The sequence below is a fragment of the Deinococcus sp. AB2017081 genome (genome assembly GCF_034440735.1).
GTDB classification, from domain to species: Bacteria; Deinococcota; Deinococci; order Deinococcales; family Deinococcaceae; genus Deinococcus; species Deinococcus rufus.
Genome location: NZ_CP140098.1, coordinates 2,335,555 through 2,360,115, shown reverse-complemented (window position 1 = coordinate 2,360,115; position 24,561 = coordinate 2,335,555). Strand labels below are relative to the sequence as shown.

Annotated in this window: 25 protein-coding genes; 17 read left to right on the top strand and 8 right to left on the bottom strand. The window is 71.0% G+C overall.

Annotated elements, in window-relative coordinates:
* The first annotated feature begins 101 nt into the window (after positions 1–101).
* Positions 102–1,034, top strand: a complete 933-nt coding sequence (locus U2P90_RS11370) for a hypothetical protein (RefSeq protein ID WP_322472190.1) — start codon at positions 102–104, stop codon at positions 1,032–1,034.
* Between the two features lie 4 nt (positions 1,035–1,038).
* Here U2P90_RS11370 and U2P90_RS11365 read toward each other — a convergent pair whose 3' ends face one another.
* The gene (locus U2P90_RS11365; protein ID WP_322472189.1) at positions 1,039–1,824 is read right to left on the bottom strand and encodes a TerC family protein; all 786 of its coding nucleotides are present in this window, start codon (positions 1,822–1,824) and stop codon (positions 1,039–1,041) included.
* Between the two features lie 202 nt (positions 1,825–2,026).
* Between U2P90_RS11365 and U2P90_RS11360 the strand changes: the two genes are divergently transcribed.
* The 5 genes from U2P90_RS11360 (at position 2,027) to recQ (ending at position 9,712) form a co-directional block, all read left to right on the top strand.
* Positions 2,027–3,283 (top strand): AI-2E family transporter, encoded by a 1,257-nt coding sequence (locus tag U2P90_RS11360; RefSeq protein ID WP_322472188.1) that lies wholly within the window; start codon positions 2,027–2,029, stop codon positions 3,281–3,283.
* Positions 3,284–3,433: 150 nt separating this feature from the next.
* The gene (typA, locus tag U2P90_RS11355) at positions 3,434–5,215 is read left to right on the top strand and encodes a translational GTPase TypA (protein WP_322472187.1); all 1,782 of its coding nucleotides are present in this window, start codon (positions 3,434–3,436) and stop codon (positions 5,213–5,215) included.
* 578 nt (positions 5,216–5,793) lie between these two features.
* A complete protein-coding gene (locus U2P90_RS11350; RefSeq protein WP_322472186.1) occupies positions 5,794–6,354 on the top strand; it encodes a GNAT family N-acetyltransferase in 561 nt (186 codons plus the stop codon).
* Positions 6,355–6,399: 45 nt separating this feature from the next.
* Positions 6,400–7,320: a hypothetical protein gene (locus tag U2P90_RS11345; RefSeq protein WP_322472185.1), complete on the top strand. Its 921-nt coding sequence runs from the start codon at positions 6,400–6,402 to the stop codon at positions 7,318–7,320.
* A 190-nt stretch (positions 7,321–7,510) separates the two neighbouring features.
* On the top strand, positions 7,511–9,712 hold the full coding sequence (gene recQ, locus U2P90_RS11340; protein ID WP_322472184.1) for a DNA helicase RecQ: 2,202 nt from the start codon (positions 7,511–7,513) through the stop codon (positions 9,710–9,712).
* A gap of 3 nt (positions 9,713–9,715) precedes the next feature.
* Here recQ and U2P90_RS11335 read toward each other — a convergent pair whose 3' ends face one another.
* From U2P90_RS11335 to U2P90_RS11320, 4 genes are read right to left on the bottom strand one after another with little or no spacing between them, the layout of a single operon-like run.
* The gene (locus U2P90_RS11335; RefSeq protein ID WP_322472183.1) at positions 9,716–10,120 is read right to left on the bottom strand and encodes a DUF1622 domain-containing protein; all 405 of its coding nucleotides are present in this window, start codon (positions 10,118–10,120) and stop codon (positions 9,716–9,718) included.
* 29 nt (positions 10,121–10,149) lie between these two features.
* Positions 10,150–11,613, bottom strand: a complete 1,464-nt coding sequence (locus U2P90_RS11330; protein WP_322472182.1) for a S10 family peptidase — start codon at positions 11,611–11,613, stop codon at positions 10,150–10,152.
* Positions 11,614–11,638: 25 nt separating this feature from the next.
* Positions 11,639–12,433 carry a Cof-type HAD-IIB family hydrolase gene (locus U2P90_RS11325; protein WP_295823056.1) on the bottom strand — a complete coding sequence of 265 codons (795 nt, stop codon included), beginning with the start codon at positions 12,431–12,433 and terminating at the stop codon, positions 11,639–11,641.
* 45 nt (positions 12,434–12,478) lie between these two features.
* On the bottom strand, positions 12,479–13,360 hold the full coding sequence (locus tag U2P90_RS11320) for a PhzF family phenazine biosynthesis isomerase (RefSeq protein ID WP_295823058.1): 882 nt from the start codon (positions 13,358–13,360) through the stop codon (positions 12,479–12,481).
* A 125-nt stretch (positions 13,361–13,485) separates the two neighbouring features.
* Here U2P90_RS11320 and U2P90_RS11315 point away from each other — a divergent pair, with 125 nt between their 5' ends.
* The gene (locus tag U2P90_RS11315; RefSeq protein ID WP_322472181.1) at positions 13,486–13,872 is read left to right on the top strand and encodes a hypothetical protein; all 387 of its coding nucleotides are present in this window, start codon (positions 13,486–13,488) and stop codon (positions 13,870–13,872) included.
* A gap of 72 nt (positions 13,873–13,944) precedes the next feature.
* Here U2P90_RS11315 and U2P90_RS11310 read toward each other — a convergent pair whose 3' ends face one another.
* Entirely contained in the window at positions 13,945–14,640 is a 696-nt protein-coding gene (locus tag U2P90_RS11310) for a tetratricopeptide repeat protein (protein ID WP_322472180.1), read from the bottom strand.
* Positions 14,641–14,804: 164 nt separating this feature from the next.
* On the opposite strand from U2P90_RS11310, the gene U2P90_RS11305 reads away from it, so the two are divergent.
* From U2P90_RS11305 to U2P90_RS11290, 4 genes are read left to right on the top strand one after another with little or no spacing between them, the layout of a single operon-like run.
* A complete protein-coding gene (locus U2P90_RS11305) occupies positions 14,805–17,669 on the top strand; it encodes a hypothetical protein (RefSeq protein WP_322472179.1) in 2,865 nt (954 codons plus the stop codon).
* Between the two features lie 7 nt (positions 17,670–17,676).
* Positions 17,677–18,075, top strand: coding sequence for a DUF3208 domain-containing protein (locus tag U2P90_RS11300; RefSeq protein WP_295818696.1), 399 nt, complete (start codon positions 17,677–17,679; stop codon positions 18,073–18,075).
* Positions 18,076–18,097: 22 nt separating this feature from the next.
* On the top strand, positions 18,098–18,295 hold the full coding sequence (locus tag U2P90_RS11295) for a hypothetical protein (RefSeq protein ID WP_295818695.1): 198 nt from the start codon (positions 18,098–18,100) through the stop codon (positions 18,293–18,295).
* Positions 18,292–18,879, top strand: a complete 588-nt coding sequence (locus tag U2P90_RS11290; protein WP_322472178.1) for a transcriptional regulator — start codon at positions 18,292–18,294, stop codon at positions 18,877–18,879. The genes U2P90_RS11295 and U2P90_RS11290 overlap by 4 nt, the downstream gene beginning before the upstream one ends.
* A gap of 7 nt (positions 18,880–18,886) precedes the next feature.
* On the opposite strand, the gene U2P90_RS11285 is transcribed toward U2P90_RS11290, so the two are convergent.
* Together U2P90_RS11285 and U2P90_RS11280 are read right to left on the bottom strand one after the other, a co-directional pair.
* Positions 18,887–19,720: a PIG-L deacetylase family protein gene (locus tag U2P90_RS11285; protein WP_322472177.1), complete on the bottom strand. Its 834-nt coding sequence runs from the start codon at positions 19,718–19,720 to the stop codon at positions 18,887–18,889.
* Positions 19,721–19,769: 49 nt separating this feature from the next.
* Positions 19,770–19,991 carry a hypothetical protein gene (locus U2P90_RS11280; RefSeq protein WP_322472176.1) on the bottom strand — a complete coding sequence of 74 codons (222 nt, stop codon included), beginning with the start codon at positions 19,989–19,991 and terminating at the stop codon, positions 19,770–19,772.
* Between the two features lie 46 nt (positions 19,992–20,037).
* Between U2P90_RS11280 and U2P90_RS11275 the strand changes: the two genes are divergently transcribed.
* The 6 genes from U2P90_RS11275 to trpA all read left to right on the top strand — a co-directional run bounded on the left by U2P90_RS11275 (position 20,038) and on the right by trpA (position 24,500).
* Positions 20,038–20,658 (top strand): ParA family protein, encoded by a 621-nt coding sequence (locus U2P90_RS11275; protein WP_322472175.1) that lies wholly within the window; start codon positions 20,038–20,040, stop codon positions 20,656–20,658.
* A gap of 4 nt (positions 20,659–20,662) precedes the next feature.
* Positions 20,663–20,959 (top strand): hypothetical protein, encoded by a 297-nt coding sequence (locus U2P90_RS11270; RefSeq protein ID WP_322472174.1) that lies wholly within the window; start codon positions 20,663–20,665, stop codon positions 20,957–20,959.
* A complete protein-coding gene (locus U2P90_RS11265) occupies positions 20,935–21,450 on the top strand; it encodes a hypothetical protein (RefSeq protein ID WP_322472173.1) in 516 nt (171 codons plus the stop codon). The genes U2P90_RS11270 and U2P90_RS11265 overlap by 25 nt, the downstream gene beginning before the upstream one ends.
* 48 nt (positions 21,451–21,498) lie before the next feature.
* On the top strand, positions 21,499–22,374 hold the full coding sequence (gene gluQRS, locus U2P90_RS11260) for a tRNA glutamyl-Q(34) synthetase GluQRS (RefSeq protein ID WP_322472172.1): 876 nt from the start codon (positions 21,499–21,501) through the stop codon (positions 22,372–22,374).
* 87 nt (positions 22,375–22,461) lie between these two features.
* Positions 22,462–23,700, top strand: a complete 1,239-nt coding sequence (gene trpB, locus U2P90_RS11255; protein WP_322472171.1) for a tryptophan synthase subunit beta — start codon at positions 22,462–22,464, stop codon at positions 23,698–23,700.
* Positions 23,697–24,500: a tryptophan synthase subunit alpha gene (gene trpA, locus U2P90_RS11250; protein ID WP_322472170.1), complete on the top strand. Its 804-nt coding sequence runs from the start codon at positions 23,697–23,699 to the stop codon at positions 24,498–24,500. Before trpB ends, trpA begins: the two co-directional genes overlap by 4 nt.
* The last annotated feature ends 61 nt before the right edge of the window (positions 24,501–24,561 follow it).

Sequence of the window (24,561 nt, the reverse complement as noted above, 5' to 3'; positions counted from 1 at the left end):
GGGGAGAGGCGGAACCAAACGCTCGTTAGGTATGACCCAGGATAGCAGGATGCGCCATGTGGCCGACGCCGATGGCTTGGGGCCCCGGTACGATCGGAGCAGTGATCCAGCCCGACCTGCCCACTGTCCATGACCTGGCCCGGTACAGCCTCGCCGCGCAGCACCCCCGCACCCTGGAGTGGAGCAGTCGTCCCGACCGCCTGAGCCGGCTGGCCGGGGAGCACACGATCGACCTCGACCTCGCCACGGACCGTGACATCGCCCAGCAGCGCGCCGCGACCCTCCAGGCCGGGCCGCCCGTGGAGGCCTATCTGAACACGTGGCACGCCGTCACGCCAGACCTGCAGGCCATGCTCAGCATCCGGTTCACAGGCGGCGACGTCTCGCGGCCCTTTGTGGACGTGAGCGTGACCTCCCGCCCGGTCACGCCCGCCGACCTGCCGGCCCTGGTCACGGCGGCCAGATCGTACGCAGCGTTTGGCCCTCCCCGGCTGCGCTTCTGGTCATGTGCAGCGCTGGACACCTTCGCTCACCTCGGGCCCGACCTGCGTGTGCTGGCCGCGCCGCTGGCCGACCTGCGGGATCGGCCAGCGCCTGACGATCTGCGCCTCACCCCGACGCGGGACAGCTCCCACCACTCCCAGGCCGTCGCAGCCTACGCCGCCGTGGATGTCGACCACCCGGCGCACCGCGGGCAGGCCGGCGTCATCAGCGTCGACGACCTTCAGGAGGCCATCGACGCCGGCACCATGTTCGATGTCGTGTGGCAGGGGCAGTGGAGCGGGTACGCCGGGACGCTCGCGCACAGCCAGCTCGGGCTGGACGCGCAGGTGGTGCAGGAACTGCTGCTCACACCACCGGCGCGCGGGCACGGTCTGGGCGCGGCCCTGAGTACCCTGCTCGCCCGTCAGGTGCCACCGACCGGACAGGTGCTCAGCGGTACCATCCACGGGCGCAACCGGGGCGCGCGGCAGGCAGCGCTGCGGGCCGGTCGCCACGACGTCGGTGGGTGGTGGTGGGTGCCACTGGCATGACGGTTCAGCGGTCCCCAGGGGCCGCGTGTTCCCGCCTGACGTCCTCGCGGGCCTGCTCGACGTACTGGGCGCGCACCGTCCGCGCCGCCCGCACCGTGAACAGCATGACGATCCCGGCGAACAGCATCGTGAAGTAGAGGTAGCCGCTGGGTACGCCCACCCCGAAGGCATCGCCCACGAGGTTCGAGCCCACCAGCAGCAGGAACGCGGCGGCCAGCAGCTTCAGCGGTGGGTGCGTGTCGAGAAAGGCGCTGATCGGGCCGCTGGCGACGATCATGATGACCACCGCGATCACCACCGCCGTGACCATCACGGGCACGACCCCGCTCACGCCGATGGCCGTCACGACCGAGTCCAGACTGAACACGATGTCGATCAGCGGGATCTGGAGGATCACCGACGCCAGCGACACCTGCCCCACCTGTGCCGTGCCGGTGCCCAGCGGATCGGCCGCCATGCGCGACAGCTCACGCACGCTCTTGACCATCAGGAACAGGCCGCCGGCGATCAGCACGAGGTCGTGGACGCTGACGGCGTGCCCGAACACGCTGAACAGCGGCTGCGACAGCCGCGTCAGCCACGCGATGCCGGTCAGGAGCGCGATCCGGGTGACGACCGCGAGCCCCAGGCCGACCGTGCGGGCCAGGGCCTGCTGCGATCTGGGCAGCCGCGACGCGAGCAGCGTGATGAACACGATGTTGTCGATGCCCAGGACGAGCTCCAGCAGCGTCAGGCTGAGGATGCCCACCCATCCGGCCGGCGTGCTCAGGACGTGCAGGAACTCGGCCATCCGGTCACGGTACTGCGCCGGCACCGGCGCTGACAGGGTCGTTGCTGAAGGTGTCGCTCACGTTCCAGGGTCACGTGGGGGGCGCACGGTGGGGGAGGGTGCCATCCGTTCCGAGTGCGTACACTGGAAGCCTGATGACAGTTCTGTCGCGGACACTGCAGGCGTGCCGGCGCCGACCTCCAGAGGCCGGGACGGTGGGCCGGTGAGCCGTCCGCCCGTGTCCATCCACGTCATCAACCTGCAGCCGGTCGCGCTGACCGTGATCGGCGTGCTGCTCCTGCTGCTGTTTTTCAGTCAGGTGGCGCCGTCGCTGCTGGCGATCACGCTGGCGATCATCCTGGCCACGGCCCTCAATCCGCTGGCCCGCACGCTGGAACGCTGGATGCCGCGTGCGGCGGCCGGCACACTGACCGTGCTGCTGGTCGTGGTGGCCGTCCTGGGGCTCGCGTACGTGGCCGTTCCCCCGGTGGTAAGACAGCTCAGCGGCCTGAACTCCGGCGCGACCCTGAACCTGGGGGTCATAGAGCAGAGCATCGATGCGTGGCTCGACCGGCACCCCGACGTGGACAGCGTCGTGCCCGAGGGGGCGGTCGGCCAGCTCAGCCAGCAGGTCAGTGCCCTGACCAAGAAGATGACCGCCATGCTGCCCAGTGTGCTCGGACTGGTCGCCGGGGGACTGGCGACCGCGCTGGTCACGCTGGTCATGGTGGTGTTTGCGCTCGGGAACCCCGTGCCGCTGGTGAACGGCGTGCTGGGGGCGGTGCCGCCCACACACCGCCTCAAGGCGGCGAGGGCGCTGGCACAGGTGCTCCGGCACATGGGGGCGTGGGGCCGGGCCACCCTGCTGATCATGGCCGTGACCGGCACCATCACGGCCGGCGGCTTTCTCGTGCTGGGCGTGGAGAACTGGCTGGTGTTCGGGATTCTCGCCGCACTGGGAGAACTCGTGCCCACCATCGGGCCGATCGTGGCCACCCTGCCGCCGGTGCTGTTCACGCTGGCCGAAGACCCGCAGAAGGCGCTGCTGGTGCTGGTGTTCGTGCTCGTCTTCCAGCAGCTGGAGGGCTTCGTGCTCGCGCCATTCCTGGTCGGTGGGGCGGGACAGCTGCACCCGCTGTCGGTCACGGTCGGGGTGGTGCTGTTCGGCGGCGTGTTCGGACTGGTGGGCGCGTTCCTGACGGTGCCCTTCCTCATCGTGATCAAGGCGCTGTACCAGCATTCCTACCTGTGCGACGCCCCGGACATCCCGGATGCCGTGGCCATGGCCCTGATCAGCGGCGTGGTGGAGGATCAGCTGACCCGCGAGGACGAGGCCCGTGCCGAGGCGCAGAAGGCCGCGACCGAGGCCCGGGACGCTGCGCTGGCCCGGCAGATGGAGCGAGGTGAACTGGATCTGGAGGCCGTGCTGGAACCGCAGGACGACGGCCGTGTTCCTGGCCGGGCGGCGCCCGAACCGTAACCCGCCGGAACCTGATAGAATTCATGTTTGGGTGTCCCGCCCCGCAGTCGTGCGGCGGGCTTTTTCGTGCCTGACAGAGCAGAGGAACAGAGCAGAAGGCTTAAGGCAACAGGGCTGACAGCTGACCGCTCCATGCAAGGGAGCTGAACTATGGAATACCGGAACATCGCCATCATTGCACACGTCGACCACGGCAAGACCACACTCGTGGACGCCCTGCTGCGCCAGACCCTGGAACTCAAGCACGGTGAGGAGATCACCGAGCGCGCCATGGATTCCAACGACCTCGAAAAGGAACGTGGCATCACAATTCTGGCCAAGAACACGGCCGTCGAGTACAAGGGCATCAAGATCAACATCGTGGACACGCCCGGTCACGCGGACTTCGGCGGGGAGGTCGAGCGCGTGCTGGGCATGGTGAACGGCTGCCTGGTGCTCGTGGACGCCGCCGAGGGGCCCATGCCCCAGACGCGCTTCGTGCTGCGCAAGGCCATCGAACTGGGCCTTAAGCCCATCGTGGTCATCAACAAGATCGACCGTGGCGACGCCCGCCCAGAAGAGGTCGTGAACCTGACCTTCGACCTGATGGCCGAACTCGGTGCCAACGACGACCAGCTGGATTTCCCGATCCTGTACGCCATCGCCCGCGAGGGCAAGGCCTACAAGGATCTGGACAAGCCCCAGGACGACATGCACGAGCTGTTCGACATGGTGCTGGAGCACATCCCCGCGCCCGCAACCGATCTGGAGGCCCCCTTCCAGATGCTCGTCACGAACCTCGACTACAACGAGTACCTGGGCCGCATCGTGCTGGGCCGCATTCAGCGCGGCACCGTCAAGAAGGGCGAGTTCGTGCAGCTGATCCACAAGGACGGCACCATGACCAAGTCCCGCGTGGTGCAGCCGTTCACGCACCTGGGCCTGCGCCGGATCGAGGTCGATCAGGTGAGCGCCGGGGACATCGTTGCCCTGGCCGGGATCGAGGACGCGCAGATCGGCGAGACCGTGGCCGACCTGGCCGATCCCGAGGCGCTGCCCATCATCACCGTGGACGAGCCGACCGTGAGCATGATCTTCCAGCCGAACACCAGCCCGTTTGCGGGCAAGGACGGCAAGTACGTCACCAGCCGTCACCTGAACGACCGCCTGAAGCGCGAGGTCATGACCAACGTGTCGCTGAAGGTCGAGGAGATCCGCCCCGACGAGTTCAAGGTCTCCGGACGCGGGGAGCTGCACCTGTCGATCCTGCTGGAGACCATGCGCCGCGAGGGCTACGAGGTGCAGGTCGGCGCTCCCCAGGTCATCATCCGCGACATCGACGGCGAGAAGCACGAGCCGATCGAGCATCTGGTGCTCGACATGCCCGAATCGCTCTCTAGCGCTGTGATCGGCGTGCTGGGCAGCCGCAAGGGCCAGATGGTGAACATGGAGCCCATGGGCAGCCGCGTGCGCGTGGAGTTCAAGATCCCCAGCCGCGCCCTGTTCGGCTTCCGCACCCAGTTCCTGACCATGACGCAGGGCGAGGGCATCATGAGCCACATCTTCGACGGCTACGCCCCGTGGGCCGGTGAGATCAAGAGCCGCCAGAACGGCTCACTGGTCAGCATGGAAGACGGCCCGGCCTTCGCGTACTCCATCTGGAAACTCCAGGATCGCGGCGCGTTCTTCATCGACGCCGGCGCGGAAGTCTACGTCGGCATGATCGTCGGCGAGAACGCCCGCGAGCAGGACATGAACGTGAACGTCTGCAAGAACAAGAAGCTCACGAACGTCCGCTCCAGCGGCGCCGACGACGCGCTGACCCTGATCCCCCCGCGCAAGCTGAGCCTGGAAGACGCGCTGGAGTACATCAGCGAGGACGAACTGGTGGAGCTGACCCCGCACTCCATCCGCCTGCGGAAGAAAGTGCTGAACCCCAGCTTCCGCAAGTAAGCGCAAGGGACATCGACCGGCCGGGAGCGTGTGCTTCCGGCCGGTGTGTGTTCAGGTCGGAAGGAGTCAGCGGGCGGCGCAGCGTGGCGTCGTGCTCTACCGCACCAGACCGCCCCGGGTTCGCTGGCCGCGATCATGGACAGGTCGCCCAGTTCCGCCGCGACCCCTGCGACCAGCCGGGACGGGACGCCCGAGCTGCGCTGCGGCGGGCGGACGTCCAGCAGTGGCACGTCCGGCCAGGGCATGAGGGCGGTGGCGAAGCTGATCACAGCGCCGTGGTGCTGCCGGACGGTGGTGCGGGAGGCCCGGCGGTACAGGGCAGCCAGCGGCGTTGCTGGATCGGGCGAGGACAACGCGGAACCGGGCTCGGCACACGGTGCCGAAGATGATCTAGAACTGGATATGTACGTTGGATGATGGTTCAGTCTTGAGTCCAGAAGCATCGGCCCGAGCATGTCCTTCGTCGATGCCACGGCGCCCTTCACGTGGACTCCGCCAGTGCTGCGAGCAGCGTGTCGATTCCGGCTGGCATTCCTGCTCGGCCTTGCAGCACGGTTCCGTGCGTCCTACGGTAGGGCATGGACGCGCCGCCCCCCGTTCCCGTCACCGTCCGCCTGGCCACGCGCGCGGACGTGCCCGCGATCCTCGACATCTACAACCACGCGGTGATCCACACGACCGCGTCATACGACCTGGAGCCCGTGAGCCTGGACTCCCGGCTCGCGTGGTTCGACCACAAGGTGGACGGCGGGTGGCCGGTGCTCGTCACGGTGGGTGGGGGAGGAGTCACGGGCTGGGCGACGTTCGGGCCGTTCCGCGAGAAGCCCGGCTACCGCTACACGGTGGAGCACTCCGTCTACGTCCGCGACGACTGCCGCGGCCAGGGCCTCGGACGTGCCCTCGTGGACGCTCTAATCGCAGAGGCCCGCGCCCGGGGCCTGCACAGCATGATCGGCGGGCTGGATGCCGACAACACCGGCAGCCTTGCGTTCCACACGCGGCTGGGCTTCGAGCCGGTCGCGCACTTCCGGCAGGTCGGGCACAAGTTCGGGCGGTGGCTCGACCTGATTTTCGTCCAGCTCCTGCTGGAACCCGGAAGCACTGCCGGGAGCGGAACGCGCCTGGACGTGGCACCGTAGTGGAACCATGACGCGCCCCAGCCTCCACCTGCGCCACCCGCGGCCGTGATTCCCGAGCTGCACCTCCTGCCGCCGGCCCTGTCGTGGATCGTGCACCCGGCCGCCGCCTTCGCCCTGATCCACTGGGCGGGCATCCTGTACTCCCGGCGGGGCCGGGTGCCGGGCGACGTGCTGTGGGCGGCGGGCATCATCGTCGTGATCGGCGTGCTCGGGGCCGCCTGGGTCGCGCACCCGGCGGCGGGGATGCTATTGGGCTTCTTCGGGCAGCGGGCCTTCCGGCGCTGGAGCGGGCACGTCCCCGCACTCCTCGCGGGCCTCGTGGCCGCCGCGGCGTTCATGGCACTCGGCGCGACGTGGCTCATGTTCCCCCTGACGGTCATGGCCGTGATCTGGGCGACCACCGCCGGGCTCACCGGACGGCAGGTCGACCTGGATGAGCGACTGCCTCAACCGGCCGCATTGCCGGAACACGCGGGCGGCCTGCCCGTCATCGGCACGGAGAACCGAGAAGCGGTGCCGGTCACGTCCACCAGCACCGTCACCGCTGCCACGCGCACCGCAGTTCCGGACGCCTTCACGGCCCTGCACCTCGACGAGCGGCTGCCCGGCGACATCCGCGCGCAGCTCGCCGCGCTCGACCTGCGCACCGCCGAGGCCCTCACGCACCTGCGCGCGCTGGGGCAGGAGGGCAGCGAGGGCGCGTACGTGGCCCGCACCATCCGCGACGAGTACGCGCCCGCCTCCGTCCGCGCGTACCTGAACCTCCCCCGCACCCGCGCGGACGTCACGCCCATCGAGGACGGCAAGACCGGCCGCGACCTGCTGCGCGAACAGCTCGACCTGCTCCTGAACGCCGTGCAGGACATCCTCGACGCCACGCTGCACGCGGGCGGGCAGGAACTCCTGACCCACCAGCGGTTCCTGCGCGAGAAATTTGGGAAGAAGGCCCGCGAACTGGACGTGTGAGCCGGGCGATGCCCGCGGCGAGAGGAGGGGGGTTGATGGTCAGTGACCCCTCCCGACCGCCTTCCGATGTCCTTTTGTTAGTGCATACACTCCCGTTGAGCTTCGTCCAGTTCGACCACTCCGAGGACGGCCCTGCCGCGGGTTACGCCCTGCACAGAATCACTCCGGCGGCCGGGGTATCCTGTTTCCGATGACGACCGCCCACGCCGACCCGATGCCCCGCGCCCATGCCCTGCTCAAGCAGATCTGGGGGTACGACGCGTTCCGGGGCGTGCAGGGCGACATCGTCCGCACGGTCACGGACGGCGGGAACGCGCTCGTGCTGATGCCCACGGGGGGCGGCAAGAGCCTGTGCTACCAGCTGCCCAGCCTGCTGCGCCCCGGCGTGGGCGTGGTGGTCTCGCCCCTGATCGCGCTGATGAAGGATCAGGTGGACACCCTGCGGCAGCTGGGGGTACGCGCGGCGTTCCTGAACTCCAGCCTGAGCCTGCCGGAGGTGCGCGACGTGGAGGCCGCGCTCGCGGCGGGTGAGCTCGACCTGCTGTACGTGGCCCCGGAGCGGCTGCTGCTCCCGCGCACGCTGGAACTGCTGGAGCGCGTGGACGTGGGCCTCTTTGCAATCGACGAGGCGCACTGCGTGTCGCAGTGGGGGCACGACTTCCGGCCCGAGTACCAGGGGCTGCGCGTGCTGCCCGAGCGCTTCCCGGCCATTCCGCGCGTGGCGCTGACCGCGACGGCAGACGACCGCACGCGCGCGGACATCCTGAACGTGTTGGAGCTCGGCGGCGCGCGGCAGTTCGTGTCCAGTTTCGACCGGCCGAACATCCAGTACCGCGTGGCGAACAAGGAGGGCCCCAAGACGCAGCTGCTGGACTTCATCCGCGCGGAGCACGCGGGCGATGCCGGGATCGTGTACTGCCTGTCGCGCAGGTCGGTCGAGGAGACCGCGCAGTGGCTCGTCGCGCAGGGCGTGGACGCCGTGCCGTACCACGCGGGCCTGTCGCAGCGGGAGCGCAGCACCGCGCAGGAGCGCTTCCTGAACGAGGAGGGCCTGATCGTGTGCGCCACCGTGGCGTTCGGGATGGGTATCGACAAGCCGAACGTGCGCTTCGTGGCGCACCTCGACCTGCCCAAGAGCATGGAGGGCTACTACCAGGAGACGGGCCGCGCCGGCCGCGACGGCCTGCCGAGCACCGCGTGGATGGTGTACGGTCTCGCGGACGTGGTGAACGTGCGCCGCATGCTCGCGTCCAGCGACGCGCCGGAGGAGGTCAAGCGCGTGGAGGCCGGCAAGCTCGACGCGCTGCTCACGTACTGCGAGGCCGCCACGTGCCGCCGCCAGCTCCTGCTCGCGTACTTCGGCGAGGACTACGCGGGCCCGTGCGGGAACTGCGACGTGTGCGTGAACCCCCCACGGGTGCGGGACATGACGCGCGAGGCGCAGATGGCGCTGTCGGCCGCGATCCGCAGCGGCAACCGCTTCGGCGCGGCGCACCTGACGGACATCCTGCTCGGCCGCGAGACGGAGAAGGTCGTGGCCATGCACCACAACGCCCTGCCGACCTTCGGGGTGGGCGCGGCGCACGACGAGAAGACGTGGCGCGGCGTGCTGCGGCAGCTCGTGAGCCTCGGGTACCTCGCGGCGGGCGAGCACCACGGCCTCATGGCGACCGGCAAGGCCCGCGCCCTGCTGAAGGGCGAGACGACCCTGGCCCTGCGCGAGGACAGCCTGATCCCGCGCGTGAGCAAGCGCGAACGCGAGCGCAGCCGGGGGAGCGGCGCGGGCCGCGCGCCGGTGGACGCCGCCGACCAGCCGCTGTTCGAGGCCCTGCGCGCGTGGCGGCTTGGGAAGGCGCGCGAGCTGGCCGTGCCGCCCTACGTGATCTTCACCGACGCGACCCTGAAGGTCATCTGCGAGCTGCGGCCCGGCAGCCACGCCACGCTGGGCACCGTCAGCGGCGTGGGGCAGCGCAAGCTCGCGGACTTCGGGGACGAGGTGCTGGGCATCGTGCGCGACCACTCGGCGAGCGCCGCGAGCCGCCCCGCGCGCGAGCCCACGCCCGCGGAACTCGGCGCGCGGTCGAACGGGGCCGTGCTGGGCCTCCTCAAACCCCGGCCCGCGCCCGCCCCGGCCCCCCTCCTCGACGACGTGGTGCGCAGCGAGCCGAACCCGGAGGTCGCGGACGCCCTGCGCGAACTGCGCCGCGAACTCGCCCGCGAGACCGGGCACAGCGCCTTCGTGATCTTCCCGAACGCCGCGCTCGACACGCTGGCCGCGCGGCAGCCGCGCACGCTGGCCGAACTCGTGGGCCTGCCGGGGCTGGGGCCCAAGCGCATCGAGGCGTACGGCGAGCGCATCGTGGACGCGATCAACACCGCGATCGACGGCTGAGATTCAGGACGGGGCCGGGCCCTCCCCGGTCGCCCCGCCCCGCCGGGACTGTGCCTGCGCCTCGATCTCGCGTTGCAGGAAGTAGTTCAGGGCGGTGCGGATCAGGGCGATCGCGCCGAGCTGCCCGATGTCCTGCCACGACGGTGCGACCGCCGTGCGCAGGATATCGGCGGCGAGCAGGAATTCCAGCGACACCGCCAGCCAGCGCCCCAGGCGCAGCCGCAGCGTCTGTTTCGCGTCGTCCGAGCCGCCGCTGTGCAGGAACACCGTGTGCACCGAGCGGACGATCGCCTCCGCGACGGCCACGGCGATGATCAGCGCCGCCGCGAGTTCCGCGAGGGTGGAGACCGACTCGGTGAGGGTCTGGACGAGGGCACGCAGCGGCTCCACGGTCAGCCCAGCTCCCATCTCAGTGCGCCCACGTTAATGGGCCCACTTCACTGTGCCCACGTCACGAAGTCGCGCAGGTCGCGGGCCAGGGCCTCCAGGCTGGGCCCGTGCACGTACATCATGTGCCCCGCCTCGTAGAAGGTCTCGCGGACGTTGCCGCACAGCTCCGGGTTCAGCGCGAGGTGGTCGAGGGTGTGGCGCGTCGCGTGGTACGGCGTGGCGAAGTCGTAGTACCCGGACGCGACGAGCACCTTCAGGTGCCGGTTGTGGTGCAGCGCCTCGCGCAGCGTGTCCGAGACGCGCACGTGCCGGTTCTCGAACTCCCGGTAACTCCACGGCCGGACGCGCCCGGTCAGGATCTCGTACGGCAGGTCGGACTCGAAGCGCAGCTCCACCCGCACGAGGTGGTTCATCGCGGCGGCATACGGGCCGAGGATGGCGGTCATGCTCGCGTCGTCGGAGGGTTCCGCGCCGGCGTGGTCGCGGTCGAGGCCGGTGAAACGGCTGTCCAGGCGGCCCACCGTGAGGCCGCGCCCGCGCAGCAGCTCCTTGCGGAAGCGCGCGAGCGTCACGCGCAGGTCGCAGCGGAGGATGAATCCCTCGTCCAGACCCGTCAGCCTGGCGTAGGTGCGGGCGACCTCCTCCCGGCGGGCATCGCCCAGCCGGGCCCCCAGGTGCAGCGCCGCGGCGTACTCGCCGTCCGCGAAGGCCTCCGCCTCGGCGAGCACGTCCGCGAGTGACCGCTCACCCTCCAGCGCGCCGTGGTACCACGCGGTCGCCGCCTGCGTGGGCAGGTGCACGACGTACGGGAGGTCGTGGCCCGGCGTGAAGTCCACCGTGGAAAAGTCCAGGATGGCGCTCACGAGCATGATGCCGTTCAGGAACAGGCCGTGCCGCCCCTGGAGGTACCCGCTCAGGCCCGCGGCGCGCGTGGTGCCGTAGCTCTCGCCGACCAGGAACTTGGGGCTCAGCCAGCGGCCCGCGCGGGTCACCCACAGCCGGATGAAGTCGCCCACCGACTCGATGTCGCGCGTGAAGCCGTGGAAGTCCCCGGGCTTCTCGCCCTTCTCGGCACGCGAGAACCCGGTGCTGACCGGGTCGATGAACACGAGGTCGCTGTCCGTCAGCAGCGTGTGGGCGTTGTCCGTCAGGTCGTAGGGTGGGCCGGTCAGCGCCCCGGCATCGCCCATGACCACGCGGCGCGGGCCGAGCACGCCGAGGTGCAGCCACACGCTGCTGGAGCCGGGCCCGCCGTTGAACGAGAACGTGACCGGCCGGGTGCGCGGGTCGTGGTCGCCGTCGAGCGCGTACGCGATGAAGAACACGCGGGCCCTCGGCTTCGTGCCCTCGGACTGGCCGTCCTTGCCGTGCGCCTCGTCGGCGAGCACCATCGTCCCGGCCGTGACCGTATACGCGAGCTCGCGTCCGTCCACGGTCACGGTGTGGCGGGTGACGCTCACCTCGTCGCGGGGGGGATCGGTCTGCGGCACGTCGGCGGGGGCATCGCTCATGGCCCGAGCATAGAGCCGCGCGCGGCTACAGCGTCAGGGCGAGCTCCACGGCCTCGCGCAGGCCGCCGTCGTCCACGTCCGCGACCACGTACCGCGACGCGGCCCGCGCCGCCTCGACGGCGTTGCCCATGGCGACCGGGTGGCCCACGACCTGCATGGCGGCCACGTCGTTCTCGCCGTCGCCGACCATCATCACGCGGTCCATGCTCAGACCGTAGCCCGCGGCGATCCTCTTCACGGCCGCGCCCTTGCCGATGCCTGCCCTGGTGACCGAGATGAACATGATGTCCGGCATGGCAGGACTGCCGGCCGGGTGCAGGGTCAGGCCGTCGTGGGGCTCGGCCATGACCTCGGCCTGCTCGCCCAGCGGCACGACCCACTGGGCCCGCACCACCGGCCCATTCAGGCTCGAGGGGGCGCGGGGAACGTAGGGCAGCCCCAGCAGGGCGGCGTGGCGTTCGGCCAGGTCGCCCGGCAGGTTGAAGCCGTACTCGGTGTCGGTGTAGACCTCCAGCAGACGGCCCGTGGCGTCGGCGTGCGCCAGCAGGGTGGCCACCGCTCCGTCCGGCATCGGCTCGGACAGGCTGTCGCGGGTGCCCACGTTCACGATGCTCGCGCCGTTCTGGAACACGTGCCAGCCGTCGCCGTCGAGGCGCCGCGCGTAGTCCAGGGCATGTCCCACCGCTGGCCGCCCGGAGCACAGGGCAATCCGAACCCCGAGTGAGCGGGCGTGGGCCATGGCCGCCCACACATCGTCCCGGACGGTATTCCCTGTGCCCACCAGGGTGCCGTCCACATCCACACAGATCAGTCCAAGCATGCGGCCCAGTGTAGGGGTCGCCCGCCAGATCGGGGCACGACGGCGCTACGGCCGCCAGTGTCCCTCGTGCCCCAGCACCGCGCAGCCACCGACGTGGACACCCATGACCGTGGTGCCCTCCAGCTCGATCTCGACCTCGACCTCGCCGGGGGATCCCAGGGCGTGGCCCTGGTAGATCACGCCGCAGGCCCGGCCAGCCCGCACCGGCAGGCGACCGTGGTGCGCCAGCAGCCCCATGACGGCCCCGGCCGCGCTGCCGGTCACCGGGTCTTCCGGGATTCCCACCAGCGGAGCGAAATCCCTCGACGCGAAGCGGTTCACCCCCATCGGCGTGTACGCATACACCGAGCCGACCCCCAGTTCCGCGCTCAGCGTCTCGATCGCCGGGAAATCCGGTTCGAGCCCGTCGAGGATCACCGGGTCGAGCAGTGGCACGAAGACCGACCACAGGCCGCTGCTCGCGCATGCCAGGGGCAGGCCACGGTGGATCATGCGGTCGCTGATGCCCAGGGCCTCGGCCAGGCGGTGTCGGTACGCGGGCGGAACCGCGCGGGTCTCATGGCGGCGCTGGCGCATCCACACCTGGACGGGCACGCCCGCGTCGCTGACGAGCCGCAGCGGGACGCGGCCGGCCAGGGTCTCCAGTTCCAGCGCCTCGCCCTGCCACAGGCCGGCCTGAGCGAGCATCAGGCCCAGGGCCACCGTCGCGTGGCCGCAGAACTCGACCTCCTGGGTTGGGGTGAAATAGCGCACCCGCACGCGGCCGTCGCCCCGGCGGATCACGAACACGGTTTCCGGGGCATCCAGAAATGTCGCCAGTGCCTGCAGTTCCGCGTCGCCGAGCGAGGCGGCGTCCAGCACCACCCCGGCACGGTTGCCCTGACCGGGGGTCGGCGTGAAGGCCCAGACCTCGCTGTACGCGATCATGCCGTCACTGTAACGCACCGCGGCGTCCGCCCGAATCCGCATCTGAGGCCCACGTGAAGATGCCGGCACCGCTCCATCATCCGGCCGGGAACGGTATGTTCTACGTTGAATCAGGAGGATCAATTATGCCAATGGAGGATCTGACGGCCAACCACATGATGCGCCACCTGAGCAGTGCCCTGGATCGGGGCGAGGACATCGGACACTATGGCCGGCTGGTGTACGCCATCGTCGCCCGGCATTTCCTCGACGAGGACACGCTGGTGGATCAGCTGGCGAAGGATCGGGACTTCGGCGAGACCGAGGCCCGCGCGCTGGTGCAGCAGGTGCAGGAGCGGGAGTACAGCCCGCCCAGCCGAGCGAAGATCATGGAGTACCAGGGCAAGCAGGACTTCCCGATCATCCCGGACACCACCGATCCGGACGAGGGCAACGTGTACCGTGACCTGGAATTCCCGCAGACCGTGTACGACCACATCAGCGAGTACCACGAGCAGAAGGCCTCGGACTGAGCAGGGCCGGATCGGCGTGGATCCAGTCCGCTGTCACTCGCCGCGCCGCGCTCGGGCGTGTCCGGGACGCGCTCAGCGCAGCTTCGCCAGGGTGGCCTTGGCCGCCTCCAGATCGCGCTTCTCCCAGAAGGTGTCGGCCGGCAGGGCGACCGCCCGGTCGAGCTGCGCCGCCGCTTCGGCCTTCTTGCCCTGGAGGATCAGGGCGTTGGCGTACTCGATCTTGTGGATGGCGACGTTCGGTTCCAGAGCGATCGCCTTCTCAAAGTTGGGGACGATCTGGTTGCGGTCTGCCCCCGAGGCCCGCACCGCGATGAAGCCCTTGGCCACCAGGTTCGCGTTCCACAGGCCCAGGGCCACGTAGCCGCCGGCCATCTTCGGATTCAGCGACAGCGCCTTGTCGAGGTTGCCCTTCATGTCGGTCGCCAGGCCGAGGCTCTGCAGGATGCCGCTGAACTGCGCGAGCCGGCCCTGTGCGCGGGCGAGTTCGAAAAACGCGTCGGCGTTGTTGGGATCGCGGGAGATCGCTGCCTTGGCATAGTCCTGCGCTTTGGTGAACAGGGCCTTCTTCTGGCTGTCGGGCACCAGGCTGGCCCCGCCCGTGGTGGCCTCGGCCGCCAGCGCCAGACCGGCGCTGGTATTCAGGGCGGCGGCGGCCGACGCGGCCTCCTGCCACTTGCCCTGGTCGTACAGGGCCTGGGCGGCCTGCTGGCTCTGGGCCAGGGCAGGAGCAGACAACATGAGGGCAAGGGTCAGGGCAGTCGTTCGCATGGGGTTCCTCCGGTGACGGTCTGGGCTGTGAATGCTGACGCGGAGTATACACATCATGGCCTGAATGGAACCTGACGATCCCGTCAGGGTGGGCACTCCTGGGTTGTTCTGGACGCAGTTCATGTGCCGGGCTCCCCCCGTTCGGGTGCTACGCTCGTCGCAGCATGGACTGGAAGAGCGTGCTGGCCGACCTGCGCCGCCACCTGCCGCCCCCGGCCTCCGGGCGGCAGCAGCGCGGCAGCCTGCGCTGGCTGGAGGCCGAGATGCGGGGACGCGGCGCGAACCCGGCGGCGCTGCGCAACATCGTGTACCGCGACATCGGAACCGCCCGCGACAAGGCGGCCCTGCACGGCATCCTGAGTGACCTCGCCCGCGAGACCGGGCGCGACCTGCCGGCGGGCGATGCGGTGGCCGTCTCGGCGGCGGTGCCGGACACCCTGGAACTCCTGGGCCGGTCCAAGAAGCGGGCCTACAAGCAGTTCCTCGCCGGTGTCCGGGCAGGCCGTGCCCCCCGGCTGATCGTGACCGGACGCGCCGGTGCGGGCAAGACGGTGCTGCTGGATCACCTCGACCGGGCGCTGCGGACTGCGGACGTGGCCGTGACCCGGCTGCTCCTGTCCGGTGACGCCACCGACGTGTCCACGCCGGGCACCGGGCGGGGATCGTCGTACGCCGAGATCGCGCAGGCCCAGGTGGACGCGCTGCGCGTGGCCCTGCCGGCGGCCGGCGCGGTGCTGATCCGCGTGACCGACGACCTGCAGATCGGCGGCCATCCGCCGCGCCACGTGGACGGCACGCCCGCGAGTCCGGCCGGCTGGGTGGCGGCCACCGTGCTGACCCACCTGCGCCCCGGCGTGGCTGCCCTGATCGCCACCGAATCGCGCCGTGGCCTGCAGGACGTCCCGGCCGAGGTGATCGATCTGCGCCCCCCCAGCAGCGCCGAGGCGCGCACGTACCTCATGACCACCCTGGGCATCGCCCGGCACGAGGCGGACACGCTGGTGCGCGAGACCGGCCGGCATCTCGACCGCCTGACCCTGCTGGTCAGTCTGAGGTCCGGCGACACCGACGCCGGGAACATCCGCTCGGATCCGGACACCCGCCGCGTGGTCGAGGCGGGGGGCGCGCTGAACGCCGTGAATCTGCGGGATCCGCATGCCGCGTGGCCAGCGGCGCTCGTCACCGCCGCGCTGGGCACCGATCCGCAGGGGCTGCCGCCACACGCGCGCGCCCTGCTGCGGCCCGTGGATGACGGCGGCGTTCACCCGACCCCGGTGTTGCGGGCCGCCTGGGACGCCGCCGGCCGTCCCGAGACCGACGCGGTACATGCCCGGATCGTCGCCACCACCGAGCCGGCGCTCGCCGCGTACCGGCTGGCCGCGCTGGCGCACCTCGGCGATTGGGCGGCCGTGTGTGCCGCCGTGCAGGCCCACCCGGACGACGCCCGGCACCTGCCGCCCCTGTGGCCCCTGATCCGCCGGGCCGGCTCCCTGCCCGAGCGGGAGCAGCTGGCCCGAGCGGTGGTCATGCACCACGCGGGCCGCGGCGAGTACCGGGAGCCGGCCCTGCGGGACGCGCTGTTCACCCTGATGGAATCGCCCCGCGACCCGGTGCGGGCCTGGGCGCGGGTCAAGCTGGCCGAGAGCAGCCTGGAGATCGGCATGGTGGACTCCGCCCGCCGGCAGCTGGAGCACCCGGACGTGGTGGGGATGGACGCCCGTGATCCCTGGGGGGTGGCCGCCCAGGCCGACGCGCTGCTGGTTCACGCGGCGCTGGCCCGCTGGGAGGGAGATCTTGATGCGGCGACCCGCGCCGTGTCCGATCCCCGCACGGCGGTGGGCGGGCCCCGGGCCCTGCTGTGGCGCGGCCTGATTGCCAAGGATGCCGGGCGCTGGGACGACGCGCTCGTGGCCCTGCAGGGCGTGCCGGTCAGCAGTCCGCTGCTCTCGGCACGGGCCCGCTATCAGGAGGGTGACCTGCGCCTGCGCCTGGGCCAGCCCCAGGCTGCCCTCGACGCGCTGCTGGACGCCGCGGCGCGGCTGGACGCGGCGGGCGGGTCGGCCGAGGAGGCGTCGCGGGTGCTGGCCCGCAGCGCCACAGCCCTGCGCCGGCTGGGCCGGCCGGCCGAGGGCCTGAGCCAGCTCGGGCAGGCGCTGGAGCGGGTGCCTGACGACCCCCGCCGGCGTCCAGACCGGGTGGTGCGTGCCCGGCTGCATTCGGAGGGCGTACCGATCCTGCTCGCCCTGAACCGGCCGGACGACGCCATGGCCGAGGCGGCGCGGGCGCTGTCCCTGCTGGAACGGAACGAGGCCCGACCCGCCGAGACCCGCTACCGGGAGCGGCGTACCCGCTACCGCCTGGCCCTGGCCTACCTGACCCGTGGCCTGGGTGTGCCGTATCTGCCCCCACTGGGTGGGCCCCACCGGGATCACCCCGATCTGGCTCAGGCCCGCACGCTGCTCGACGCCCTGATCCATGCCCAGACCCCAGGCGGCGACCGCGAGACCATCCTGACCTTCGACATGCACCTCAGCCGCGCCCTGGCCGATCCGGACAGCGCGGCGGCGCTGGCCAGCACCGAGGCTGCGCTGGCCCTGACCCGTCACCCCTACGAGGAGGCGCAGGCCCGATCCCAGCGGGCGGAGGCCCGGCTCCGGGCCGGTCAGGTGGAGGCCGCCCTGGCAGACATCAACCGCGCCCACGCCCTCCTGCGCCGGGTACAGGGGCCGGGGGCCCCCGATCCTGGCCTGTGCGCCCAGCTCGTCACGCTGGAGGCCCGCGCGACCATCGGCGAGGGGGTGGCGACCCTGACGTGGGTTCGCGGCGCGCTGGACGATCCGGCCCTGCGTCCCTTCCAGGCAGGCGTGTGGCGGGACATCGGAGCCGCGCTGGAGGCGAACCATCCCGACGCCGCGTCCGTCGTCCGGGCGTTCGTGCCGGGCCCGGTTCCCGAGGCCCTGCGCCCCGCCGACGCGCTGCGCGTCGCGATGACCGCCGCCGGGTCATCCACCCGAACCGGGCGCAGCTAGAGCGCGTATGCTGGGCAGCGTGAGTTCCACCGATCCACACCCGCGTGGCCGCGCTGCCGTCCGGCTCCTTCAGGGATACGTCTGGCATCCCGAGGCGGCCGACGTCGATCTGGAGCACTTCCTGCCCCGCGAGCTCGATCTGCCGCCCCCGACCAGCGACGAGCAGGAGGGCGCCCACGTGCTGTGGGATCAGGTGCAGCCGCCCTTCGCCTTCTTCGAGAACGGCGAGCCGACGGCCAGTCAGACCTTCTACCAGTTCACGGTGCTGCGTGTGTACGACGAGCGGCCCAGCAATGACACCCTGCACGGCGACGCCACCGCCGCCAGCGAGGCCCTGAATCCCCTGCTCGACGGCACGCCCGATGGCGTGGGCTGGCAGCTGTGGGAGGATCTGAGAGAGCTGTGAGCACCAGCAGTCGGGAGCGGCCGTGATCCGCTGGCTTGACCTTCGCGTCGACGGCGACCCCCATCCGCGGCGCTTCGACTCGGCCGGTGCGGTGCGCGAGTACCTGCGGCGGGTCGAGCGCCTGGACGAGGAGGCGGTCGACCGCCTGCTGGAGCACGGCGAGATCGGCCCACCGGTCGCCCGGCGCGGCTACACGCTGCGGCCCCTGCGCCCGGAATGACCGCCGACACCGAGCGGCCGGGCAACGGGTCGGCAGGGCACGTCGTGGCGGTGCCGATCTACGCCGGCGTGAGCGAGCTGGAACTGGGCATCATGGTGGCCGTGTGCCGGCTGTGCGGAGGCGAGGGCGCCACCCGCACCGTCAACCGCTCACGGGCCAGCATCCTCACGGCGGGCGGCCTGGTGAGCACTCCACACGTGCTGTACGCGGCGCTGCCCCGGCCAGCGGGACTCCTGATCCCCGGTGGCCCCGGCGCGGCCCGCGCGGCCCGCGATCCCCTGCTCCGCGCCTTCCTGGCCTCGCACGCGGCCCTGCCGGTCGGGGCCAGCGGCAGCGGCGTCCTGCTGTGCGCCGAGGCCGACACCCTGACGGGGAAGGTCGTGGGCGGCCCGGCCGAACTGGTCGATACCCTGTGGGGCCACGGCGTCTCCGATGTCCGCCCGGATCAGAGCGTGACCGACGGGACGCTGTGCACCACGCCTGCCGGATTCGCCGCCCTGCACGCGGCCGTGCATGTCGCCGGGCTGGTGTGGGGGGCCGAAGCGGCCCAGGACGCGGCCCGCCGCCTGAATCCTTTCTCCTGAACCGGAATCAGTCGTCCAGCCCCTCGCCCCCGCGCACACCGTCGAACAGGCCGCGCAGCGGCAGGTGCGGTACTGGCACCCGCGTCCCGCCGAGGCTGAAGCTCTCCCAACCCAGCATCCGCTCCTCCAGCTGTGCCCGCTCCTCGGCGGTCATGCGGCCCAGGATGCTCGTCTCGCCCATCTGGGTGCCGTGGGCGGCCAGGGCGGCCGTCTTGTTCGCGGCGTAGGCCCCGACGGCCATGCGCACGGCGATGGTGCCCTCGGACACGCCGTAGAGCATGGGATCGAGATCCTGTCCCATGCGCGACAGCCCCTGCGCGGCCTCGGTGGTCATGGCGGTGTAGTACAGCCGCTGGGGGCCACCGTCCGGCAGGTGGCCGGAGCTGAAGAACGCCGCCACGGTGGCGCGGTGAACCTTCAGGTGGTCGATGTGCCCGTAGCCCCCGTGCGGGTCGAAGGTGATGACCACATCGGGCTGCACGTCATCCATGACAGCCTTCACCCGGGTCTCGATCGCCAGGGGGTCGAGGTTCATCAGCGCCAGGGGATCGTCGTGCCGGGTGCGTTCGTAGCGGCCCGAGTCATGGAAGTCCAGAAAGACCGGTTCCGGGATCTCCAGGGCGCGGCACGCCTCGCGGAGTTCCTGTTCGCGCTGGGCACCCAGGTCGTCCACGGTCATGCCGGGCACCGTGATCTTGCCGGCCTCGCCGCGGGTGGCGCACGCCAGGACGACCCGCACGCCCCGGCGGGCATAGTGCGTCAGCGTGCCGCCGATGCTGAAGGCCTCGTCGTCGGGGTGGGCGAGCACGGCAAGCAGGGTGGGGGTGGGTCGGGCAGTCATGCGGGCAGTGTAGGTGACGGTCGGCAGCGCGGGGGGCCGCCGGTCACGGTCACGGCGCCTCGCCGGCCTCTACAAGTTCCAGACCCCGGGTGTAGAAGTCCCAGAATTCGTCCGGCCACGTCTCGTACAGGCGGCGGCGGTTCGTGGCGTCGGCGGCCTCCAGCGCGGTTCCCAGGGCGCGGTAGAAGCGGCTGCCCTGTGCCTGCATGGCCTGCGCCGTCCAGTACGGTTCCGAGGCCAGCAGGGTCGTCAGGCGGTCACGATCGGTCATGCCTCCATGATGCGGGCCGGGCAGGCCGTCTGGTACGCTCCTGGGCATGGCAGCAGGGCCGCGCATCCTGGCGATCACGTCCGAGAAGGGCGGGGTGGGGAAGAGCACGCTGGCCGTGAATCTGGCGGGGGCGCTGGCCGCCGGGGGCAGGCGCGTGGTGCTGATCGACGAGGACGGCCGGGTGGGCAGTGCCCTGCGCTGGGCGGCCCGCCGGCCGGAGGGCCTGGGCTTTCCGGTCGTCACTCCGGAGGCCGCGAAGCCGAAAGTGCTGAACGCCGCCGACATGGTCATCATCGACACCGAGGGCCGTCCGAAGCGCCGTGACCTGCGGACGCTCGCCGAACGGGCGGACACCATCCTGATTCCCAGTGGCCTGAGCGCCCTGGAACAGGACGCGACCCGTGACCTCGCGGATTACCTGGGCGAGCATGGCGCGGCCCGGAAGGTGCAGGTCGTGCTGTGCCGCGTGCCCCCGGTGGGCAACTCTGCCGACGACATCCGCGAGGACCTGCGCGACACCGGCCTGCACGTGTGTAACGCCATGATCCGCCACTACGCGGCATTCCAGAAGGCCGCCGACCTGGGCGTGCTGGTGCGCGATGTCCGCGATCCCCGCGCCGCCAGCGCGTGGGCCGATGTCGTGGCCCTCGCGAGTGAAGTGGGCTGAGGGGATGTCCCGGTTCACGTATCTGGACTCGGCGAAGAAGAAGGGCAGGGGCCGCAAGAAGGCCGCCAAGGCCGAACGCAGGGCGCGCCGCCATGCTCCCGAGGACGCAGCCCGGACTCCGGTGCCCGGGCCCCAGGACGAAACGGCGGGCCTCGCCCGGGCGGACGCGCCCGTCACGGTCTACGTGCGGCGCGAGACCGTGCGCGCGGTCTGGCGCGAGGTCAAACGGGACGGCGGCGAGAGCGTGAGTGAACTCGTCGAGGATCTCCTGCTGGCGTGGCTGCGGGAACGCACCCGGTGACGGGCCCGTGGCGCGGGGTGGGCCGCTGGGCCGGACTGGCGCTGGCGCTGCTCGTCACGGTGCCGGGCGTGCTGCGTCCCCTGTCGGGCAGCCTGCTCAGTACCGTGAATCTGGTGTTCCACGAGGCTGGGCACGTGGTGTTCGGTCTGTTTGGCGAGACGGTCATGCTGCTGGGCGGCAGCGTCATGCAGGTGCTGGTGCCGCTGGGCTGTGCGGCGGCGTTCCTGGCGCGGCGCGACCGTTACGCGGCGGGCATCGTGACGCTGTGGGCGGCCCACTCGCTGGCAAGCGTGGCCGCGTATATCCGCGACGCGCCGACCCGGAACCTCGACCTGATCACGGGTGATCCCGATACCCACGACTGGTGGCAGCTCCTGGGCGCGGCCGACGCCCTGCACCTGGCGGCCCCGCTGGGCAGCGCCGTCGCCTTCCTGGCCTTCGTGGCGATCGTGGCCGGGGTGCTGCTGGCCGTGTGGGACGAGCTGACGTAGACCCATCGGTCACACTGGACGCCCCGCCCGATGCCCTACCCTGATCCCATGGCTCCTGCTCCCTCCGCCGTGACCGGCCGCTTCGCGCCGAGTCCCACCGGGGCGATGCACCTGGGCAATGCGCGGACGGCGCTGCTGGCGTGGCTGCACTCGCGCGCGGCGGGCGGGCGACACCTGCTGCGCTTCGAGGATCTGGACACCGGGCGTGTACGCGCCTGGGCCTACGACGTCACCCGGCGCGATCTGGAGTGGCTGGGCCTGGACTGGGACAGGGAATACCGTCAGTCGGAGCGGCTGGATCGGTACGCCGCTGCGCTGGAGACGCTGGACACCTACCCGTGCACGTGTACCCGCAGAGAGGTGCTCGCCGCCGTCGAGGCCAGTGCCGGCGCCCCGCACGGCGACGAGCCGGTGTACCCCGGCACCTGCCGCACGGCGACGGCCCACCCGGATCGCCCGGCGGCGTGGCGCTGGCGGGTGCCGGATCAGACGGTGTGCGCCCACGACGATCTACGCGGGTGGACGCTGTGCCAGCACCTGCCCTCGCAGGTCGGGGACATGGTGCTGCGCCGCAACGACGGCGTGTACGCGTACCACCTCGCGGTGGTGGTGGATGACGCGCAGATGGGCGTGACCGACGTGGTGCGCGGCGAGGATCTGTGGACGGCCACGCCCCGGCAGGCGGCGCTCCAGACCGCGCTCGGCGTGCCGCCTGTCCGCTACCACCATGTGCCTCTCATGAAGGATTTCCAAGGAGAGCGTCTAGCCAAGCGCGGCGGCGCCCCCGGCGTCCGGGAACTGCGTGAATCGGGTGCTCCGGCAGGCGCGGTCGTCGCGGCCCTGGCGCGCAGTCTCGGCTGGGACGTGCCCGATGAAGTCACGCCGGCTGACCTTCTCCCTCTGTGGCGGACGTGGCGTCCCTGAGCGGGCCAGAGATGAGGGAAAACTTAGACGAGTTGTCTAAGTTTTTGCTGTACCGGGTGCAAGCCGGAATCCTACCCTGAAGCTCCAATGACCCTTCATCTGCCTGACTATCCGATGCCGGATGAGCGTGGACGCTTCGGCCGTTTCGGCGGTCGATACGTTCCCGAGACCCTCATCCCGGCCCTTGACGAACTCGAGACCGCGTACCGCACCGCCAAGACCGACCCGGCGTTCCTGACCGAACTCGACCGGCTGCTGCGGGAGTTCGTGAACCGGCCCAGTCCGCTGTACCTCGCCCAGCGGCTCACCGCCCACGCGGGCGGCGCCAAGATTTACCTCAAGCGCGAAGACTTCAACTACACCGGTGCCCACAAGATCAACAACTGTCTGGCGCAGGCGCTGCTGGCGGTGCGCATGGGCAAGAAGCGCGTGATCGCCGAGACCGGGGCGGGGCAGCACGGCGTGGCGAGTGCCACCGCCGCCGCCCTGCTGGGCCTGGACTGCGTGGTCTACATGGGAGCCGAGGACATCCGCCGCCAGGCCCTGAACGTCTTCCGCATGCGGCTGCTCGGGGCCGAGGTGCGCGAGGTCACGTCCGGCACCAGCACCCTGAAAGACGCCACCAACGAGGCCATCCGCGACTGGGTCACCAACGTGCGCGATACCTTCTACATCCTGGGCAGTGTCGTCGGGCCTCACCCGTATCCGGCCATGGTGCGCGACTTCCAGTCCGTGATCGGAGAGGAGACCAAGGTGCAGCTCCGCGCCGCCGAGGGCCGCGAGGCACCGGACGCCATCGTCGCGTGCGTGGGCGGTGGCAGCAACGCCATCGGCATCTTCGCGCCCTACGCCTACCTGCCCGATGACCAGCGCCCCCGGCTGATCGGCACCGAGGCCGCCGGCGAGGGGGTCGAGTCCGGCCGGCACGCCGCCAGTGTCGCCGGAGGGCGCGTCGGCGTGCTGCACGGCTCGATGATGTACCTGCTCAATGACGACGAGGGCCAGATCGTGCCGCCCCACTCGATCAGCGCAGGGCTGGACTACCCCGGCATCGGCCCCGAACACTGCCTGTACTCGACGACCGGCGTGGCCGAGTACGTGCCCGTCACCGACGCCCAGGCGCTGGAGGCCCTGCAGCTGTGTACCCGCCTGGAGGGCATCATTCCGGCCCTGGAGAGCGCCCACGCGATCTACCACGCGGTCGAGCTGGCCGCGACCATGCGCCCGGATCAGGTCATCGTGGTGAACCTGTCGGGGCGCGGCGACAAGGACGTGGCCGAGGTCGCCCGGCTGCTCGACCGCGCCGTGCCGGAGGTGCGCGCATGACCGTCACGCAGGCTCGCGGGGTCGCCCGCATCCACGCCGCCTTTGAGCGTGCGCGTGCCCAGGGCCGCGCCGCGTTCATTCCCTTCATGACCGCCGGCTATCCCAGCGCCGACGCCTTCCCGGCCGTGGCCGACGCCCTGCTCGCCCACGCCGACCTGATGGAGGTCGGCATTCCGTACTCCGATCCGCTCGGGGACGGCCCCACCATCCAGCGGGCCAGCGAACAGGCGCTGGATGGCGGCACCAGCACCCGGCGCACGCTGGAGCTGATCGCCGCGCTGCGGACGCGCCACGACACGCCGATCGTCGTCATGACCTATGTCAATCCGATCTACGCGGTCGGCCCGCGCGAGTTCATGCGGCTGGCGGCCGAGGCCGGCGTGGACGGCCTGATCCTCCCGGATCTGCCGCCGGATCAGGATCTGGAGATCGCGGATCTGGCCGCCGAGTACGGGCTGGCCGTGACCTTCCTGATCGCCCCGACCAGTACGCCGGCGCGTGTGGAACTCGTGGCGCGGGCGTGCACAGGCTTTCTCTACGCGGTCAGTGTCACCGGCGTGACCGGCGCCCGTGAAGGCAGCGCCCTGGGCGAGGTGCCGGCCATGCTGGCCCTGGCCCGGCAGTTCGCCACGGTGCCGGTCGCCGTCGGCTTCGGCGTGAAGGATGCCGCCACGGCCGCCGAGGTCGCCCGCGTGGCCGATGGCGTGGTGGTCGGCAGCGCCTTCATCACCGCCATCCAGCGTGGCGAGGACGTGGGCGCGCTGGCCCGGGGAATCGCGCAGGGTTGCCGGATCGCCTGAGCGGTGCAGGGGGGCTCCGGCCCCCTTTGCCCTGCGGCCTCAAATCAAGTATTGGATGTGA